Source organism: Paracoccaceae bacterium Fryx2 (genome assembly GCA_032334235.1).
Taxonomy (GTDB): domain Bacteria; phylum Pseudomonadota; class Alphaproteobacteria; order Rhodobacterales; family Rhodobacteraceae; genus JAVSGI01.
Genome location: JAVSGI010000005.1, coordinates 2835362 through 2851474 on the forward strand (window position 1 = coordinate 2835362; position 16113 = coordinate 2851474).

Consider the following 16113-nt stretch of genomic DNA (forward strand, 5'->3'; position numbering starts at 1 on the left):
TGCGTTTGGCTTTTTGCCCGGGGCGTCGGCGCCGGGGCCGGGCTGTGGCTTGCGTGGCCGCCGGTGGCGGGGCATAAACGGGCATTCCCGGGCCGCAAGGGCCGGAAAACAAGGTCTGGGGACGTTCGGGGATGGATGACGATGCGGCGGGCGGTTTCCGCGACGGAGACGTGCTTCAGACCCTGACGCGCGGGCTGTCGGTCATCGCCTGCTTTGACCGCAATCATCCCAGGATGACACCGACCGAAGTGGCGCGCCACGCAAACCTGACCAGGGCCGCCGCGCGCCGCATTCTCATCACGCTGGTGGCGACCGGCTATGCCCGCACCGACGGCAAGGTGTTCGAGCTGACGGCGCGGGTGCTGGAACTGGGCTATGCCTATCTTTCGTCCTTCGGCCTGCCGGAAGTGGCGCGCACCTACATGGAAGACGTGACGCGCGATCTGGGCGAAAGCTGTTCGCTGGCTGTGCTGGACCGGGGAGAGATTGTTTACGTCGCCCGGGTTGCGGCGCAGCGGATCATGGAGCAGGTGCTGGAGGTTGGTGGACGCCTGCCGGCCCATGCCACGGCGTTGGGCCAGGTTCTGATGGCGGCGCTGCCGGATGACGAACTGGCCGTGATTCTCGAAGCAGCACCCCTGTTTGCCCTGACCGACAACACCATCACCAGCCGCAGCGATTTCATCGCGCGGCTGGAACAGGTGCGCAGGCAGGGCTATGCGCTGGTGGACGAGGAGCTGGAACTGGGGGTGCGGTCCATCGCCGTTCCGGTCAGGGATCGCCGCAACCGGGTGATTGCGGCGATGAATGTCGATGCGCATGTGCGCCGCATGTCGGTGGACGAGATGTGCGACCGCGCGCTGTCTGCACTGCGCCGCGCCGTCAACGAAACGGAACGGCCGATCGGCCACCTCTGATCCCGTCAACGACCCGAAACCCGGCCCGCAACCCGTGAGGATTGCGGGGCCTTTGCGCATCCACCGCCCCGCTGCGGCGTGATGTCATGCGTCGGTCTGTCCGTTTCTGCCCGGACGGATCGCGGCGTTTCACAGCAAATGTGTTGACATCGTGAACGGCACATTCCTAGAGTGGCGTATATCGCACCATTGTGCGTATATCGCACAAAATAATCGAAGACGGGGGACGTGCCTTTGACCTTACGCGCCGCTTCGCCGCCATTGCTGGAAGTCGACCGCCTTGTGGTCGAATTCGGGCGCGCCGGGTCAGGCCTGCGGGTGGTGGATGGCGTGAGCTTCAGCCTTGCGGCTGGCGAGACGCTGGGCATCGTCGGCGAATCCGGCTGCGGCAAGAGCATCCTGTCGCTGTCGGTGCTGGGGCCTCTGCCCCGGGGCGCGCGGGTCGCCGCCGGGTCGGTGCGCCTGTCGGGCCGCGAACTGACCGACATGCCCGACCGCGAGATCCGCCGCATCCGCGGCAACGAGATCAGCATGGTGTTCCAGGAACCGATGACCGCGCTGAACCCGGTTCTGACCGTGGGCGAACAGCTGGCCGAGGTGTTTCGCCTGCACCAGGGGTCCGACAGGGCGACGGCGCGTCGGCAGGCGGTCGATGCTCTGCGGGCTGTCGGCGTCGGGTCGCCCGAGACCCGGGTGCGCAACTTTCCGGCGCAACTGTCGGGCGGGATGCGCCAGCGGGTGATGATCGCCATGGCGCTGGCCTGCCGGCCGCGGGTGCTGATCGCCGATGAACCGACAACTGCGCTGGACGTGACCATCCAGGCCCAGATCCTTGACCTGATCCGCCAGCTGCGCCGCGACTACAACACCTCGGTGCTGTTCATCAGCCACGATCTGGGGGTGATTGCCGAGGTGTCCGACCGGGTGATGGTGCTTTACTGCGGCACCGTGGTCGAGGAGGCGCCGACCGCCGCCCTGTTCGACAACCCGCGCCACCCCTACACGCGCGGCCTGCTGGCTGCCCTGCCGCAGCCCGATGCCGAGGTCGTGCCCGACCAGCTTTTCGAGATTGTGGGCTCGGTTCCGCCGCCCGATGACTTGCCGGGCGGGTGCCGCTTCAACCCGCGCTGCCCGCTGGTGCAGGACAGGTGCCTGCGCGAGACGCCTCCGGTGACCATGGTGTCGCCCGGCCACAATGTCGCCTGCTGGGAGGCCGGACATGGTCAATGAACCCGGTCGCCTGCTGACGGTCAGCGGCCTGTCGAAAAGCTTCGCGATGCCGGGCGGCCTGTTCCGCAAGGGCATGAGCGTGCGGGCGGTCGACGACGTTTCACTGACGCTGGAGGGCGGCGAGACGCTGGGCATCGTGGGCGAATCCGGGTGTGGCAAGTCCACCCTGTCGCGCGCCCTGCTGCGGCTGATCGAACCTTCGTCCGGGGCGATCAGCTTTCGCGGCCGCGATATCATGGCGCTGAGCCCGGCCGAGATGCGGCGCGAACGGCAGCACATGCAGATCGTGTTCCAGGACCCGTTCGGATCGCTGAACCCGCGCATGACGGTGCGCGAGATCGTCGACGAGCCGCTGCGGGTCCATTCGCCCGACTCCGCCGCCGAACGGCTGGAGCGCATCGCGGATGCCCTGCATGTCGTGGGCATGGGGCGCCACGTCCTGAACCGCCACCCGCACGAGTTTTCCGGCGGCCAGCGGCAGCGCATCGGCATTGCCCGCGCCATGGTGCTGCGCCCGGCGCTGCTGGTGGGGGACGAACCGGTCTCGGCGCTCGACGTGTCGGTGCGGGCACAGATCCTGAACCTGCTCAAGCGGTTGCAGCGCGAAACCGGCACCGGATACATCATCGTCAGCCACGATCTGGGGGCGATCCGCTACATCTGCCACCGGGTCGCGGTGATGTATCTGGGGCGCATCGTCGAGGAAGGGCCGGTCGAGGCGGTGTTCCGCGACCCGCAGCACCCCTATACCCGCGTGCTTGTCGCGGCGGTGCCGGTGCCGCGGGTGCGGGAACGGGCCGAACGGGTGATCCTGACCGGCGAGATGCCCTCGCCGCTCGATCCGCCTTCGGGCTGCCATTTCCATACGCGCTGCCCGGCGGTCATGGCGCGATGCCGGACCGTGGCACCCGCGCTGACCGACATCGGGTCGGGGCGCCGGGCGGCCTGTCACCTGCTGACGCCGGGCGGCGATGCCGCCTCGTTCATCACCACATCCGCCAGAGTCCCGGCCGTCGTGCCGGGCACCGTGGCGGCAATGAAAGGGCCGGTTCAAGGCCCCGCAGATACTATCCGCAACCTTGGGAGTAACACCGTATGAGCATCTTTTCCAGATCGGTCGGGGCGGCATGTGCCGCGCTGACCGTCCTTGCCGGAGCGGGGCTTGCCGTCGCCGAGACAAAGACCCTTATCGTCGTGCAGTCCGCCGAGCCTGTCGGGCTTGATGCCATGCAGAACAACCTTCAGCACTCGCTGAACGTGGCCCTCAACATCCAGGACCGCCTGTTCGATCCGCTGGAAGATGGCGGCGTGGCGCCCGGTCTGGCCGCAAGCTGGGAGTTCCCCGAGCCGACCAAGCTGGTCGTCACGCTGAAGCCCGGCCTGACCTTCCACAACGGCGAGCCGGTGAATGCCGAAGCGGTGCGCTTTTCGTTTGAACGGCTGGTGAATGCCGAACTGGCATCGCCCCATGCCGGGCGGATGGCGCAGATCGAGGCCGTGCGCGTGATCGATGACCTGACGGTCGAGTTCACCACCAAGGCCCCCTTTGCCCCGATCCTGCACCTGATGAGCTACTACCTGCCCATCCTGCCCCCCGTAGCCACCGCTGCGACGGAAAAGGATGCCTTCAACCGGATGCCGATCGGCGCCGGCCCCTACATGGTCGAAAGCTGGGATCGTGGCGGCGACGTGGTGCTGACCGCGTTCGAAGGCTACTGGGACGGCGCGCCGGCCTATGACAAGGTGATCTTCCGCACCATCCCGGAAGAAAGCGCACGGGTCGCCTCGTTCGTGACCGGCGAAAGCCAGATCATCGAAGGCGTGTCGGTGCGCAGCCAGCAGACCATCGAGAAATCCGGCAAGGGCACGCTGACCGACAGCATGGGCGTCATGCCCTATGTCGGGCTGAACACGCTGGCTGGTCCCTTTGCCGACCAGCGCGTGCGGCAGGCCGTGAACTACGGCGTGAACCGTGCGCTGATCAAGGCTGCACTGTTCAACGACCGCGGAATGCTGGCGGCGGGGCCGATCAGCCCGCGTACCTTCGGCGCTGACCTCACGCTTGAACCCTATCCCTACGATGTCGAGAAGGCCAAGGCGCTGCTTGCCGAGGCGGGCTTCCCCGACGGGTTCGAAACCAGGCTGAGCTACCCCACCAACATGACCCAGATCCAGGAACAGGCGCAGGCCATTGCCGCCGATCTGGAAAAGATCGGGGTCCGGGCCAAGCTTGAACCGCTTGACCGCGCCGTCATGTGGGAAAAGTACCAGGCAAAGGAACATGAGATGTTCATCTACTGGTGGGACGACAACCCGGAACCCGACCGCTACATGTACTCGCTGTTCCACTCCAACAGCCGCGACTACTTCTACGACAATCCGGCTACCGATGCGGCGCTCGACCTTGGCCGCTCCACGCTGGACCGCGACGAACGCGCCAGGATCTACGGCGAGATCGACCGCGCACTCTACGAGGAAGCGCCCTGGCTCTACCTCTACATCATCCCGGAAACCTATGCCGTGGCCCCCGACGTGACCTATGTCGGTCGCCGTGACGGCTTCCTGTTCATGCGGTTTGCCGAACCGGCCGCCGCGAACTGATACGCCGGGTGGCGGGGCCACGTCCCGCCATGCCCACGCAAGGCCCGCATCTGCGGGCCTTGTTGCCCCGACCCCGGTCAGCCATGGCAAAGGAGGCCACGATGCTGCGCTACATCCTCATGCGTCTTGGTCATACCGTTCTGGTGATCGTCGGGATCTCTGTCATCAGTTTCGTCTTTCTGCACCTGTCGGGCGACCCGGTGGGCCTGATCCTGCCGCAGGACGCGACGCGCGAACAGATCGAGACCTTGCGCCGCGAGATGCGGCTCGATGATCCGATTTACCTGCAATATTTCACCTTTCTGGCCTCGGCGCTGCAAGGCGATCTGGGCCGGTCGATCTATACCGGCGAGCCCGTGGTGGGGCTGATCCTGGAACGGATGCCCGCCACGCTGGAACTGGCCTTCGCCGCCCTGCTGCTGGCACTGGTGATCGCCATTCCGATCGGGGTGCTGGCGGCCGTGAAGCGCGGGTCCTGGCTTGACACGATCAGCATGACCGTCGCGCTGTTCGGCCTGTCGATGCCGCATTTCTGGCTGGGGATCATGTTCATCATGGTGTTCTCGGTGCAGCTTGGCTGGCTGCCGACCTCGGGGCGGGGCACCTGGGCGCAACTGGTGATGCCCTCGGCGGCGCTGGGCCTGTCGCTGATCGCGCTGTTCGCCCGGCTGACCCGGTCCGCGATGCTGGAGGTGCTGGGGCTCGACTATGTCCGCACCGCGCGCGCCAAGGGGCTTTCGGAAGCGATGGTGGTCGGCAAGCACGCGCTGCGCAATGCGATGATCCCGCTGGTGACGGTGATCGGGATGGAGTTCGGCTTCCTGCTGGGCGGTGCCGTGATCATCGAGACGGTGTTCGCCTGGCCCGGCGTCGGCCGCCTGATCGTGCAGTCGATCCTTGACCGCGATTACCCGGTGGTCCAGGCGGCGGTGATGATGCTGGCGATCATCTTCGTCACGGTCAATCTGGTGGTCGATCTGCTCTACGCCTGGCTCGACCCCAACATCAGCTTCGACAGGAGCAAGTAGTGGCATCCTCCCCCGAGTCCGCCCCGGCTTCTGCCATCGACACCGGCCGGTCGGCCGTGCGCCGGCCGCCTTCGGGCCTGCTGCGCGATCTGACGCGCAGTCGCAGCGCCATGATCGGCGGCGTCGTGCTGTTCCTGATGGTGTCGGCCTGCTTCGTCTTCCCTTTCGTCTGGGGCGCCAGTGCAACCGGCACCGACCTTCTGGCGCGCTTCCTGCCGCCGGTCTGGTCGGAGGGCGGCACCTGGGCGCATCCGCTGGGCACCGACAACCTGGGCCGCGACGTGCTGTCGCGCATCCTGGCGGGCGGGCAGGTGTCGCTGATGGTGGCGTTCCTCACGGTGATGGTCGCGCTGACGGTCGGGCTGATCCTCGGCACGCTGGCGGGCTATTTCGGTGGCTGGGTCGATGCCGTGATCATGCGAACGGGCGATCTGTTCCTCGCCTATCCGTTCATGCTGCTGACAATCTCGGTGATCGCGATCCTCGGGCCGTCGCTGACCAACCTGATCCTGGTGCTCGCCCTGTCGGACTGGGTGACCTATGCCCGCACGGTGCGCGGCAGCGTGCTGTCGGTGCGGGAGCGCGAGTATGTCGCCGCCGCCCGGTCGATCGGCACCGGCGACGCGGAAATCCTGCGCCGCCACATCCTGCCCAACGTGCTGTCGCCGGTGCTGGTGCTGGGCACGGTGCGCGCGGCAAACTACATCATCTGGGAAAGCGGTCTGTCTTTCCTGGGCATGGGGGTGCCGCCGCCGACGCCGACCTGGGGCATGATGCTGTCGGAGGGCCGTGACTACATTCTTGATGCGTGGTGGCTTGCGACCTTGCCCGGGATCGCGATCATGATCACCATCCTCTCCGTCAATCTTCTGGGGGATGGCCTGCGCGATGCGCTTGACCCCCGGCTCAAGGAAACCAGACGATGAACCCGTATACCTACGTCCGCAGCGCCCTGGGCAGCCCGGCACCGCAGCGCCGCCACGACACGCTCGACGCCCTTGCCGACTATGCGCTGGACCTGCGGTTCGACGCCTTGCCCGAAAGCACGGTCAACGCCGCGCGCAACTGCGTGCTGGATTGCGTGACCGCAGCACTGGCCGGCGCCGAGAGCGACGGGGCGCGGGCGGCACGGGCCGCGGCACCGGCGGCCTTCGGGGCAGGGGGGCCGTGTTCGGTCTGGTTCTCGGGCGTCAAGGCCCCGGCGGCCGGGGCGATGCTGGCAAACTGCACCGCGGCGAGCATCCTTGACCTTGACGACGGCAACCGCGCCGCAACGGGGCACCCGGGGGCCGCGATCATCCCGGCCTGCCTTGCCATGGCCGAGGAGACCGGCTGCGGCTGGGAAGAGCTGGTCACCTGCATCGTGCTGGGCTACGAGGTCGCCGTGCGGGTCGCCGCCGGGCGCGATTTCAGCCGGCTCGACACCATGTCCACCGGGAAATGGTGCAACTACGGCGTCGCGGCCGCGGTCGGGCGGATGCGCGGGCTGTCGCGCGACCAGATGATCCAGGCAATGGCGATCACCGGGGTGCACGGGCCGAACCAGTCTGCCGCAGGCTATTCCAAGGTGATGGGCAACCATGCCAAGGAAGGCATCGCGTGGAGCGCGCTGACCGGCGCCATGTCGGTCACGCTGGCGCAGGCCGGTTTCACCGGGCCGACCGACATCCTCGACCATCCGGCCTATTTCGACCGGGTCGCGATCCTGCGCGGGCTCGGCCGGTCGTTCGCGATCGAGCAGACCTATTTCAAGCCCTATTCCTGCTGCCGCTGGGCCCATGCCGCGATCGACGGGCTGACCGACATCCTGATCGGCGAGGGCCTGCGCCGCGAGGCGATCGAGACCGTCGAGGTGCATACCTTCGAGCGGGCGCTGAAGCTGAACAACGATGTCGATCCGGCCACGCTGGAAGGTGCGCAATACAGCGTGCCCTTCATGCTGGGCGTCGCTGCGGTAGAGGGGCGCGATGCCCTGCTGCCCCTGACGCTAGGCAGCCTGCACAACCCGGACTCGGTCGCTTTCGCGCGCAAGGTCCACCTGATGGTGGACGCCGAGATCAATGACCGCTTTCCCGCCACCACCGGGGCGCGGGTCGTGCTGGTCACCGGCACCGGGCGGCACATGCGCGAAGTGATGCATCCCAAGGGCGATCCGGCGAACCCGATGACGCGGGAAGAACTGGTGCAGAAGTTCACCGCGGCCACCCGCCATCTGGACACGGCGGCGCTGCTGGCCCCGCTGCAGCAGTTCGACCGAGGCGACCACCGCCCGCTGCTTGCCGCACTGGCCCTGCCGGTGAATCCCTGACCTTTGGCCTGCGCGACCCCGGTTTGCCAGAATCGCGGCCGGTTCGTTGCTTTCCGCCACCCTGCCGAACGTGGCGGCAAACTCCGTCCTGCGGGCGGCGTTTGCCCGCCGGGGGGGCGGCGTTCCGACCGGCACCGGCATCCCGCTGTCCTGCGCCGGCCGCTGCCGCTTCAACTCCGGCGGCAGGCCCATCGCCGCCCGACCCAAGCGCCGACAAACAGGGCGTCACAGCGTGGTGCCATTCCCCGACTGCCCCATCCCGGCGTCCTCGATGCGGGATGAAGCGTCGCGATCCCCCGAGTATTGCCGGGCAACCGGAAGCGGCGGCAACCACGACTCGCGACGGAGGGTCCAGAGTTCGTAGGCGGGCTTCAGCTGGTCCGGGGCATCCAGCGACCCCAGGTTCACTTCGATCTCGTCCGCGCTGCGCGCGAACACGGACGAGCCGCAGCGCGGGCAGAAGAACCGCCCGGCATATTCGCGCGTTTCGCCGGTGATCGTCACCGCATCCTGCGGGAATATCGCGGCGGCGTGAAACAGGGCCCCGTGATGCTTGCGGCAGTCAAGACAGTGGCATATGCCGACCCGGTATGGCTGCCCCGACGCCACGATCCGGACGTTGCCGCACAGGCACCCGCCAGTGAAACGCTCCACGCACTGCCCCCTCTGAAACCTCCGCAAGGCTGGCAACGAACCCCGGCGCGCGTCCATGAAAGATGCGCGGGCAGGCGGGGACCGACCGCGAACGCGGCCACCTTGCCGAGGCGCGCCGGCCCGACGCCTCGCGGGGACGGGAGGACGTTTCGATTGCCCGCCCCTGCAACGCGCCGGGTCTGCTGGCCCGGCCCCGGATCATGCCCGTGCCACAGCTTTGCCCTGCGATGGAAAACGCCATCAGGAGTTTCCCGCCTTCGCGCCCCGCGTTTCCGGCACCCTTGCGGAAGCGGAGCGCGTTGCAGCCGGGGCGGAATGCCGCCGCCTTCGGGCGGTCGATGAACCGGCAGGGCCGGGGGCCGGACAGGCACGGCGATGCCCGTGCGGCACCCGGAAGGCCGGGCGGCCACGGCCGCCCGATCCGTTGCCCGAAGGCGGGTTGCCAGCAGGATGCCTCAGCGCAGGCTGGCCGGGGTCACGTCAAAGCCGAACCACTTTTCCGACAGCGCCTTCATGATGCCTTCGGCGGCGGTGGCCGTCAGGGCGGCATCGAGGGCCGCCTTCAGTTCGGTGTCCTGCTTGCGCAGGCCAAGCCCGGTGCCAAGCCCGAACATGCCTTCGTCGAACACCGGCCCGACCAGCATCATCTCGGCATTCTGCGGCTGCTGGATCGCGTTGAAGATGTAGCTGCGCCCGTTCACCATCACGTCGACCCGGCCCGCCAGCAGATCAAGCGTGATCTCGTCGCTTTTCTGATACTCGCGCACTTCTGCCACGGCACCGAAGTTGGTCTTGGCAAAATCGGCCGAAACCGAAGCGGCCTCGACACCGATGACCTTGCCCTTCAGCATTTCGGCCATGGTCGCCAGCATCGCCGGGGTCTGCGGGTCGAGCAGCGACAGCTTGCCGTCGGTCGTCGGCAGGTCTTCCAGCCCGCTGCCCTTCAGCGCCGCCATGGTGTTGCCGGTGCCGCCATAGGGCACCGAGAACTCGATGACTTCGCGGCGCTTGTCGGTGATCGACATGCTGGCCATGATCACGTCGAACTTGCCCGCGTTCAGCGCCGGGATCATGCCGCTGAAATCCGACACCTCGACGATGCATTCTACGGCCATCTTTTCGCAGGCCACCTTGATCAGGTCGATCTCGTAGCCCTCGACTGAGCCGTCGGGCTTGGCGATGCTGTAGGGCGGGCTTTCCGCATCGGTGGCGATGCGCAGGGTGGCGGGCAGTTCTGCCAGCGCGGGGGCTGCGGCAAGAAGGGCTGCAAGGGCAAGGGTCCTGGGAACGAAGGTCAGTCTCATCGGTCTATCCTGTCTGTTGGGGAAAAGGTCAGTGGTCGGCGCCGGTCGTCTTGCGTGCCGGCTTGGGTGGTGGCGTCGGGGAGCGCGGGCGCTCATGCGGCACCCCGTTCCAGTTCGGGCATTCCACCTGCGACGTTGCGCAATTGCGGGTTCAGCCAGTGTTCCAGCGCCCGCACCCCGCGCGCGCTGAGGAAGGACATCGTGAGGTAGATCGCACCCGCCGCCAGCAGAACCTCGACCACGCGGTAGGTTTCCGACATCAGCCGCGAGGCGAGGCCGGTGATTTCCATCACGGTGATCATCGAGGCGAGCGAGGTGGACTTGATCATGATGATCAACTCGTTGCCGAAGGCGGGCAGGGACTGGCGCATTGCCAGCGGCAGGATGATCCGGCGCAGCATCAGCGGGCGCGACATCCCACCCGCCCGAGCCGCCTCGATCTGGCCATGCGGCACCGACAGCAGCCCGCCGCGCACGGCCTCGCTGGCATAGGCCGCCATGTTCAGCGTCAGGGCCAGAATCGCGCAGAAATAGGGGTCGCGGAACAACACCCACAGCGGCCCGTGGCGAATGAAATCGACCTGTGCCAGCCCGTAGTAGATCAGGAATATCTGCAACAGCAGCGGCGTGCCGCGGAAAACCGTGATGTAAAGCTTGGCCGTGGCCGCCAGAATGCGGTTGCGCGCCATCCTCATCATCGCGACCGGCACCGCCAGGGCCGCGCCCAGAACGAAGGATACCGCGGCAAGCTGCAACGTCAGCGGCACACCGGGCAGCAGCGTGAGGAAGGCTTCCCATATGAACGACAGTTCGATCATGTGCGCCGTGCCCCGCGACCGACCCGCGCCTCGGCGGCCTGAAACAGCAGGCCCGAAACCGTGGTGATGCAGAGATACAGCAGGGCTGCGACCAGAAAGAATGTGAACGGGTCGCGGGTGGACCGCGCCCCCATCTGCGCCTGCCGCACCAGTTCCACCACCCCGGTCACCGAGACCAGCGCCGCTTCCTTCAGCACCAGCTGCCACACGTTCCCGAGGCCGGGCAGGGCCGAGCGCAGCGCCAGCGGGGCAAGGATGCGGCGGAAGATCAGAAAGCGGCCCATGCCGATCGCCGTCGCGGCCTCGATCTCGCCCTTGCTCACCGCCATCACGGCGGCCCGGATCACCTCGGTGTGATAGGCGCCCGACACGATGCCGATCGCCAGAAAGCCGGCCACGAAGCCCGGCAGCGAGATGAAACCGACATGGCCGAACAGCCCCGCGATCTTCGACAGCGCAACCCCGGCCCCGAAATAGAACAGGAAGATCACCAGCAGGTCGGGAATGCCGCGCAACACCGTGGTGTAGGTCTCCGCCGCGCCGCGCAGCACGCGCCCGCCCGCCAGCTTGGCCCAGGCCCCGAAGATCCCGATGACCCCGCCCAGCAGATAGCCGCAGGCCGCAACCGCCACGGTCATTCCGGCGGCGCGCAGCATGGGCGCGCCCCACCCGTCGGGGCCGAAACTGAACAGCTGGAGGAGGGTCTGGTCAGCCACGATGCCTCGCGTGCGTCGCCAGTCGCGTCTTGCCGCCCGGCGCGGTCATGACGGCGGCCCGGCGGGAAGGTTCAGCGCCACATCCGGTCCGACCGGGTTGCGGAACGGGTTTTCGGCGCGGAAGGCCGCATGTTCGGCCTGTGCTGCCGCAAGCCGGGCCGGATAGGCAAACAGGGTGGCCGCCACCTCGGCCATCGCCTTTGCCGCGAGGATCATGCCCTTGTGCGCCGCCGCCGTGCGCCCCTGCGCCACCATCTGCCAGGAATGCGCCGGGGTGCCGGTGGCGCAGGTTGCCACGCGGCACTGAACGACCGGCACCACCCAGCTGACCGTGCCGACATCGGTGGACCCGATGGCATGGCGCGAGCCGGACCCCATCGCATAGATCTGGTCGCAGAGCGCGGCGCCGGGCGTCCGGGTCAACCCGAAGTTGGCCAGCGCGGCGCGGATGTCCTGCGGGTCGAGCGTGGCCGCGAAGGCGGCGGCCACCGTCTGATCCTCGGCATCGAACGGGGGCGGGCCAAGGCGGCGCAGGGCGGCATCCATCAGCCGTTCCAGCACGGTGTTGCCCACCAGATTGGCCTCGCCGCTGATCTGGCGCATCTGCATCGTCGTGCCGGTCATCAGCGCGGCACCGCGCGCCACGTCGATCACCCGGTCGTTCAGCGACCACATCTCGGGCAGGGTCGGCGCGCGCACCAGCTGACGCACAGCGGCGCGGGCCTGCACCACATTGGGCGATATGCCCCCGGCATCGGTGATGGCGTAGTGGATGCGCGCCCCCGGCGGCATGTGTTCGCGCAGGTAGTTCACGCCGACGTTCATCAGCTCCACCGCATCCAGTGCGGACCGCCCCAGATGCGGGGAAACCGAGGCGTGCGAGGCGCGGCCATGAAAGATGAACTCCGATTCCACGCAGGCCAGCGACAGCGGGCTCGTCACGCCGGTCAACGGGCCCGGATGCCAGCAGATCGCGGCATCCACGTCGTCGAAACAGCCCGCCCGCACCATGAAGCCCTTGGCCGAACCGCCCTCTTCGGCGGGGCAGCCGAGATAGCGCACCCGGCCCGGCAGCCCGGCGCGCGCCAGCCACTCCTTCAGCGCCGCCGCCGCCAGCAGCGAGGCCGAGCCCAGCAGGTTGTGCCCGCAGCCATGGCCGTTGCCGCCCGGCACCAGTTCTCGCTGCTCGGGCAGCCCCGCGTGCTGGCTGAGACCCGGCAGCGCGTCGTATTCGCCCATGATCACGATCACCGGACCGCCATCACCCGCCTCGCCGCCCACCGCCGTCGGCATACCGGCGATGCCGGACATCGGGCGGAAACCTTCGGACGCGATCATCTGCGCATGGGCCGCAGCCGAGCGGACTTCGGCAAAGTTCAGCTCCGGCATGTCCCAGATACGGTCGCTGAGATCGCAGAAGGCGGCTTGTCTGGCCTCGACAAAGCTCGAAACGGGCAGGTTTGTCATCGGGTCTTTCCGGGGAATGCAGGCGCGGCAAGTCGCCGGCGTAGCTTCATCCTACCCGGATCGGGACCTGAGCGGCGGCGTTCTTGGGCTACCCTTCGCAGAATTCCTGCGCAAACCGTGCCAGATTTCGCGAAAAGATGCGCCAGACGCGCGGCTCCACCCGCCGCCTGTCAGCCGGGGTCGCCCACGTCGGGGATGGGAACGCTGAGGCCAAGCTTGATGCGGTCCATCACCACCAGTGTCTTGAAACCCTTGATGTCGCGGTTCTCGTAGAAGAAGCGCCGCGTGAAGGTCTCGTAATCCTCCATGTCGCGCGCGGTGATCAGCAGGGCGAAATCGGCCTCTCCGGTGACGTAAAGCCCGACCATGATTTCCGGGGTCGAGCGGATCGACTGCTTGAAACGGTCAATGATATCGGACCTTTCGCGTTCCAGCGACACCAGAACCAGCATCGAGATCGGGCGGCCGACGGCCTCGGGTGACACCACGGACACATCGGCCTCGATGATCCCGTCGGCGCGCAGCCGTTTCAAGCGGCGCTGGCAGGCGGTCGGGGACAGACCGACCAGCGCCCCAAGCTCGTCCGAGGTCATGCGGTTGTTCTGTTGGACGGCGGTCAGGATCCGCACGTCTATCTGGTCAAGCGCCGCCATGCAGAACTCCTGCGTTGAATACGAATTGAGTGCAGGAAAAAATCCTGAACGGGGAAAACTTAGATGAAATCCGGTCAAAACCCCAGCATAGAGTTGGCAGGCGACAATGGTCACGGCCCGGTCCGGGCAATGCAAGACGGAACAGGCAATGGCCATGGCACCGACCCTTCTTCCCCGCGCAGCCGAACCGATCGTGCAGATCGAAAGCCTGCGCAAACGGTTCGGCACGCTGGAAGTGCTGCGCGGCGTGTCGCTTTCGGCCGGCGAGGGTCAGGTGATCTCGATTCTCGGCTCCTCGGGGTCGGGCAAATCCACGCTGCTGCGCTGCGTGAACCTGCTGGAAACGGCAGATGGCGGCGTGGTGCGCGTCGGCCCGCTCCGGCTTGGCTTCGGGGCCGATGCGGAGCCCGCCCCTGCCGCCGAGCGCCGCAAGCTCACCGAAGGCATCCGCCGGCAGACCGGGATGGTCTTCCAGAACTTCAACCTGTGGAGCCACAAGACGGTGCTGCAGAATGTCATCGAAGCGCCGGTCCACGTCTTCAAACGACCGCGCGCCGAGGTGATCGGCGAGGCCGAGGCCCTGCTGGAAAAGGTCGGGCTGATCGAAAAGCGCGACGCCTATCCGGCGATGCTGTCGGGCGGCCAGCAGCAGCGCGCGGCCATCGCCCGGGCGCTGGCGATGCGGCCGAAGGTGCTGCTGTTCGACGAACCCACATCTGCGCTGGACCCGGAACTGGTGGGCGAGGTCTTGCGGGTGATCCGCGATCTGGCCTCCGAGGCGCGCACCATGCTGGTCGTCACCCACGAGGTCGGCTTTGCGCGCGAAGTGTCGGACCGGGTGGTCTTTCTCGACGCGGGCAGGATCGAGGCCGAGGGCACGCCCGACGAGGTGTTCAGCCGCTCGACCTCGCCCCGCTTCCGCCAGTTCATCTCTCGTGTCATGTAGCGGCGGCCTGTTGCCCCGACCTGAACGACCCAACAAGGAACGCCACGCATGACCTTCGGCAGCAACGACCTGAACGCCTGGGACCGCGATCATTTCTTCCACCCCTCGACCCATGCCGGTGCCCATGCGCGGGGCGAGACGCCGCGGCGGGTGATTGCCGGGGGCGAGGGGGTCCATATCACCGACACCGAGGGTCGGCGCAGCCTTGATGCCTTTGCCGGGCTTTACTGCGTCAACGTCGGCTACGGGCGCAGCGAGATTGCCGAGGCGATTGCCGAGCAGGCGCGCAAGCTGGCCTATTACCACGCCTATGTCGGCCACGGCACCGAGGCCAGCATCACGCTGGCGCGGATGATCATCGAACGCGCGCCTTCGCACATGAGCCGGGTCTATTTCGGCCTGTCGGGCTCGGATGCCAACGAGACCAACATCAAGCTGATCTGGTATTACAACAACATCCTCGGCCGACCCGAGAAGAAGAAGATCATCAGCCGTTGGCGCGGCTATCACGGCTCGGGCGTGATGACCGGCAGCCTGACCGGGCTCGCGCTGTTCCACGCCAACTTCGACCTGCCGCGCGCCCCCGTGCTGCACACCGAGGCGCCCTACTATTTCCGCCGCGAAGACCGCAACCAGACCGAGGAACAGTTCTCGGCCCATTGCGCGGCGAAGCTGGAGGAGATGATCCTGGCCGAGGGCCCCGACACCGTCGCGGCCTTCATCGGCGAGCCGATCCTCGGCACCGGCGGCATCGTGCCGCCGCCCGCGGGCTACTGGGCGGCGATCCAGGCGGTGCTGGCGAAATACGACATCCTGCTGGTGGCCGACGAGGTGGTGACCGGCTTCGGCCGCCTTGGCACGATGTTCGGCTCGGACCATTACGGCATGGTGCCCGACCTGATCACCATCGCCAAGGGACTGACCTCGGCCTATGCGCCGCTGTCGGGGTCGATCGTGTCCGACCGGATGTGGCAGGTGCTGGTGCAGGGCTCGGACGAGGCGGGGCCGATGGGCCATGGCTGGACCTATTCGGCGCATCCGATCTGCGCGGCGGCCGGGGTCGCCAACCTGAAGCTGATCGACGAGATGGGGCTGGTGGAGAACGCGGGCACCACCGGCGCCTACTTCCGCGCGGCGCTGTCGGCCGCCCTGGCCGGGCACCCCAACGTCGGCGAGGTGCGCGGCGACGGGCTGATGGCGGCGGTGGAGTTCGTCGAGGACAGGGACGACCGCCGCTTCTTCGACCCCGCCCGCAAGATCGGCCCCGCCGTCTCCGCCGCCCTGCTCGACCGGGGCGTGATCGGCCGCGCCATGCCGCAAGGCGACATCCTCGGCTTCGCCCCCCCGCTCTGCCTCACCCGCGACGAGGCCGATATTGTCGTCGATGCCGCGCTGCGGGCGGTAGAGGCCGTGCTGCCCCCGCAGCGCAAGGGCAACGGGAACGGCTGACCGTCGCGGCGGGTCGAGAGGG

The 16113-nt window shown here is 67.5% G+C and carries 15 protein-coding genes; 9 read left to right on the forward strand and 6 right to left on the reverse strand.

Annotated features, from left to right (window positions below; all coding sequences use genetic code 11):
• Positions 1–131 precede the first annotated feature (131 nt).
• The 7 genes from RNZ50_22890 to RNZ50_22920 all read left to right on the forward strand — a co-directional run bounded on the left by RNZ50_22890 (position 132) and on the right by RNZ50_22920 (position 8084).
• On the forward strand, positions 132–917 hold the full coding sequence (locus RNZ50_22890; protein ID MDT8857819.1) for an IclR family transcriptional regulator C-terminal domain-containing protein: 786 nt from the start codon (positions 132–134) through the stop codon (positions 915–917).
• Between the two features lie 234 nt (positions 918–1151).
• Positions 1152–2147 carry an ABC transporter ATP-binding protein gene (locus RNZ50_22895; GenBank protein ID MDT8857820.1) on the forward strand — a complete coding sequence of 332 codons (996 nt, stop codon included), beginning with the start codon at positions 1152–1154 and terminating at the stop codon, positions 2145–2147.
• Positions 2137–3246, forward strand: a complete 1110-nt coding sequence (locus tag RNZ50_22900) for an ATP-binding cassette domain-containing protein (protein ID MDT8857821.1) — start codon at positions 2137–2139, stop codon at positions 3244–3246. The genes RNZ50_22895 and RNZ50_22900 overlap by 11 nt, the downstream gene beginning before the upstream one ends.
• Complete coding sequence (locus RNZ50_22905; protein ID MDT8857822.1) at positions 3243–4748, forward strand: ABC transporter substrate-binding protein; 1506 nt, start codon at positions 3243–3245, stop codon at positions 4746–4748. Before RNZ50_22900 ends, RNZ50_22905 begins: the two co-directional genes overlap by 4 nt.
• A 101-nt stretch (positions 4749–4849) precedes the next feature.
• Complete coding sequence (locus RNZ50_22910; GenBank protein ID MDT8857823.1) at positions 4850–5776, forward strand: ABC transporter permease; 927 nt, start codon at positions 4850–4852, stop codon at positions 5774–5776.
• Positions 5776–6702, forward strand: a complete 927-nt coding sequence (locus tag RNZ50_22915) for an ABC transporter permease (GenBank protein MDT8857824.1) — start codon at positions 5776–5778, stop codon at positions 6700–6702. The genes RNZ50_22910 and RNZ50_22915 overlap by 1 nt, the downstream gene beginning before the upstream one ends.
• Positions 6699–8084 (forward strand): MmgE/PrpD family protein, encoded by a 1386-nt coding sequence (locus tag RNZ50_22920; GenBank protein MDT8857825.1) that lies wholly within the window; start codon positions 6699–6701, stop codon positions 8082–8084. The genes RNZ50_22915 and RNZ50_22920 overlap by 4 nt, the downstream gene beginning before the upstream one ends.
• Positions 8085–8309: 225 nt before the next feature.
• Here RNZ50_22920 and RNZ50_22925 read toward each other — a convergent pair whose 3' ends face one another.
• The 6 genes from RNZ50_22925 to RNZ50_22950 form a co-directional block, all read right to left on the reverse strand.
• Complete coding sequence (locus RNZ50_22925; protein MDT8857826.1) at positions 8310–8738, reverse strand: GFA family protein; 429 nt, start codon at positions 8736–8738, stop codon at positions 8310–8312.
• A gap of 455 nt (positions 8739–9193) precedes the next feature.
• The gene (locus tag RNZ50_22930) at positions 9194–10042 is read right to left on the reverse strand and encodes a transporter substrate-binding domain-containing protein (protein MDT8857827.1); all 849 of its coding nucleotides are present in this window, start codon (positions 10040–10042) and stop codon (positions 9194–9196) included.
• A gap of 92 nt (positions 10043–10134) precedes the next feature.
• On the reverse strand, positions 10135–10860 hold the full coding sequence (locus RNZ50_22935; GenBank protein ID MDT8857828.1) for an ABC transporter permease: 726 nt from the start codon (positions 10858–10860) through the stop codon (positions 10135–10137).
• A complete protein-coding gene (locus RNZ50_22940; protein ID MDT8857829.1) occupies positions 10857–11576 on the reverse strand; it encodes an ABC transporter permease subunit in 720 nt (239 codons plus the stop codon). Before RNZ50_22940 ends, RNZ50_22935 begins: the two co-directional genes overlap by 4 nt.
• 45 nt (positions 11577–11621) lie before the next feature.
• A complete protein-coding gene (locus tag RNZ50_22945) occupies positions 11622–13043 on the reverse strand; it encodes an amidohydrolase (GenBank protein MDT8857830.1) in 1422 nt (473 codons plus the stop codon).
• 170 nt (positions 13044–13213) lie between these two features.
• Positions 13214–13696: an Lrp/AsnC family transcriptional regulator gene (locus RNZ50_22950; protein ID MDT8857831.1), complete on the reverse strand. Its 483-nt coding sequence runs from the start codon at positions 13694–13696 to the stop codon at positions 13214–13216.
• A gap of 154 nt (positions 13697–13850) precedes the next feature.
• On the opposite strand from RNZ50_22950, the gene RNZ50_22955 reads away from it, so the two are divergent.
• The gene (locus RNZ50_22955; GenBank protein ID MDT8857832.1) at positions 13851–14642 is read left to right on the forward strand and encodes an amino acid ABC transporter ATP-binding protein; all 792 of its coding nucleotides are present in this window, start codon (positions 13851–13853) and stop codon (positions 14640–14642) included.
• A gap of 48 nt (positions 14643–14690) precedes the next feature.
• Positions 14691–16091, forward strand: coding sequence for an aspartate aminotransferase family protein (locus tag RNZ50_22960; protein MDT8857833.1), 1401 nt, complete (start codon positions 14691–14693; stop codon positions 16089–16091).
• Positions 16092–16113: the final 22 nt, after the last annotated feature.

Coding starts and splice junctions, on each gene's coding strand:
- RNZ50_22900 (MDT8857821.1), top strand. CDS start 2,137: ATGGTCAATGAACCCGGTCGCCTGCTGACGGTCAGCGGCCTGTCGAAA.
- RNZ50_22910 (MDT8857823.1), top strand. CDS start 4,850: ATGCTGCGCTACATCCTCATGCGTCTTGGTCATACCGTTCTGGTGATC.
- RNZ50_22920 (MDT8857825.1), top strand. CDS start 6,699: ATGAACCCGTATACCTACGTCCGCAGCGCCCTGGGCAGCCCGGCACCG.
- RNZ50_22955 (MDT8857832.1), top strand. CDS start 13,851: ATGGCACCGACCCTTCTTCCCCGCGCAGCCGAACCGATCGTGCAGATC.
- RNZ50_22960 (MDT8857833.1), top strand. CDS start 14,691: ATGACCTTCGGCAGCAACGACCTGAACGCCTGGGACCGCGATCATTTC.
- RNZ50_22935 (MDT8857828.1), bottom strand. CDS start 10,860: ATGATCGAACTGTCGTTCATATGGGAAGCCTTCCTCACGCTGCTGCCC.
- RNZ50_22890 (MDT8857819.1), top strand. CDS start 132: ATGGATGACGATGCGGCGGGCGGTTTCCGCGACGGAGACGTGCTTCAG.
- RNZ50_22950 (MDT8857831.1), bottom strand. CDS start 13,696: ATGGCGGCGCTTGACCAGATAGACGTGCGGATCCTGACCGCCGTCCAA.
- RNZ50_22945 (MDT8857830.1), bottom strand. CDS start 13,043: ATGACAAACCTGCCCGTTTCGAGCTTTGTCGAGGCCAGACAAGCCGCC.
- RNZ50_22930 (MDT8857827.1), bottom strand. CDS start 10,042: ATGAGACTGACCTTCGTTCCCAGGACCCTTGCCCTTGCAGCCCTTCTT.
- RNZ50_22905 (MDT8857822.1), top strand. CDS start 3,243: ATGAGCATCTTTTCCAGATCGGTCGGGGCGGCATGTGCCGCGCTGACC.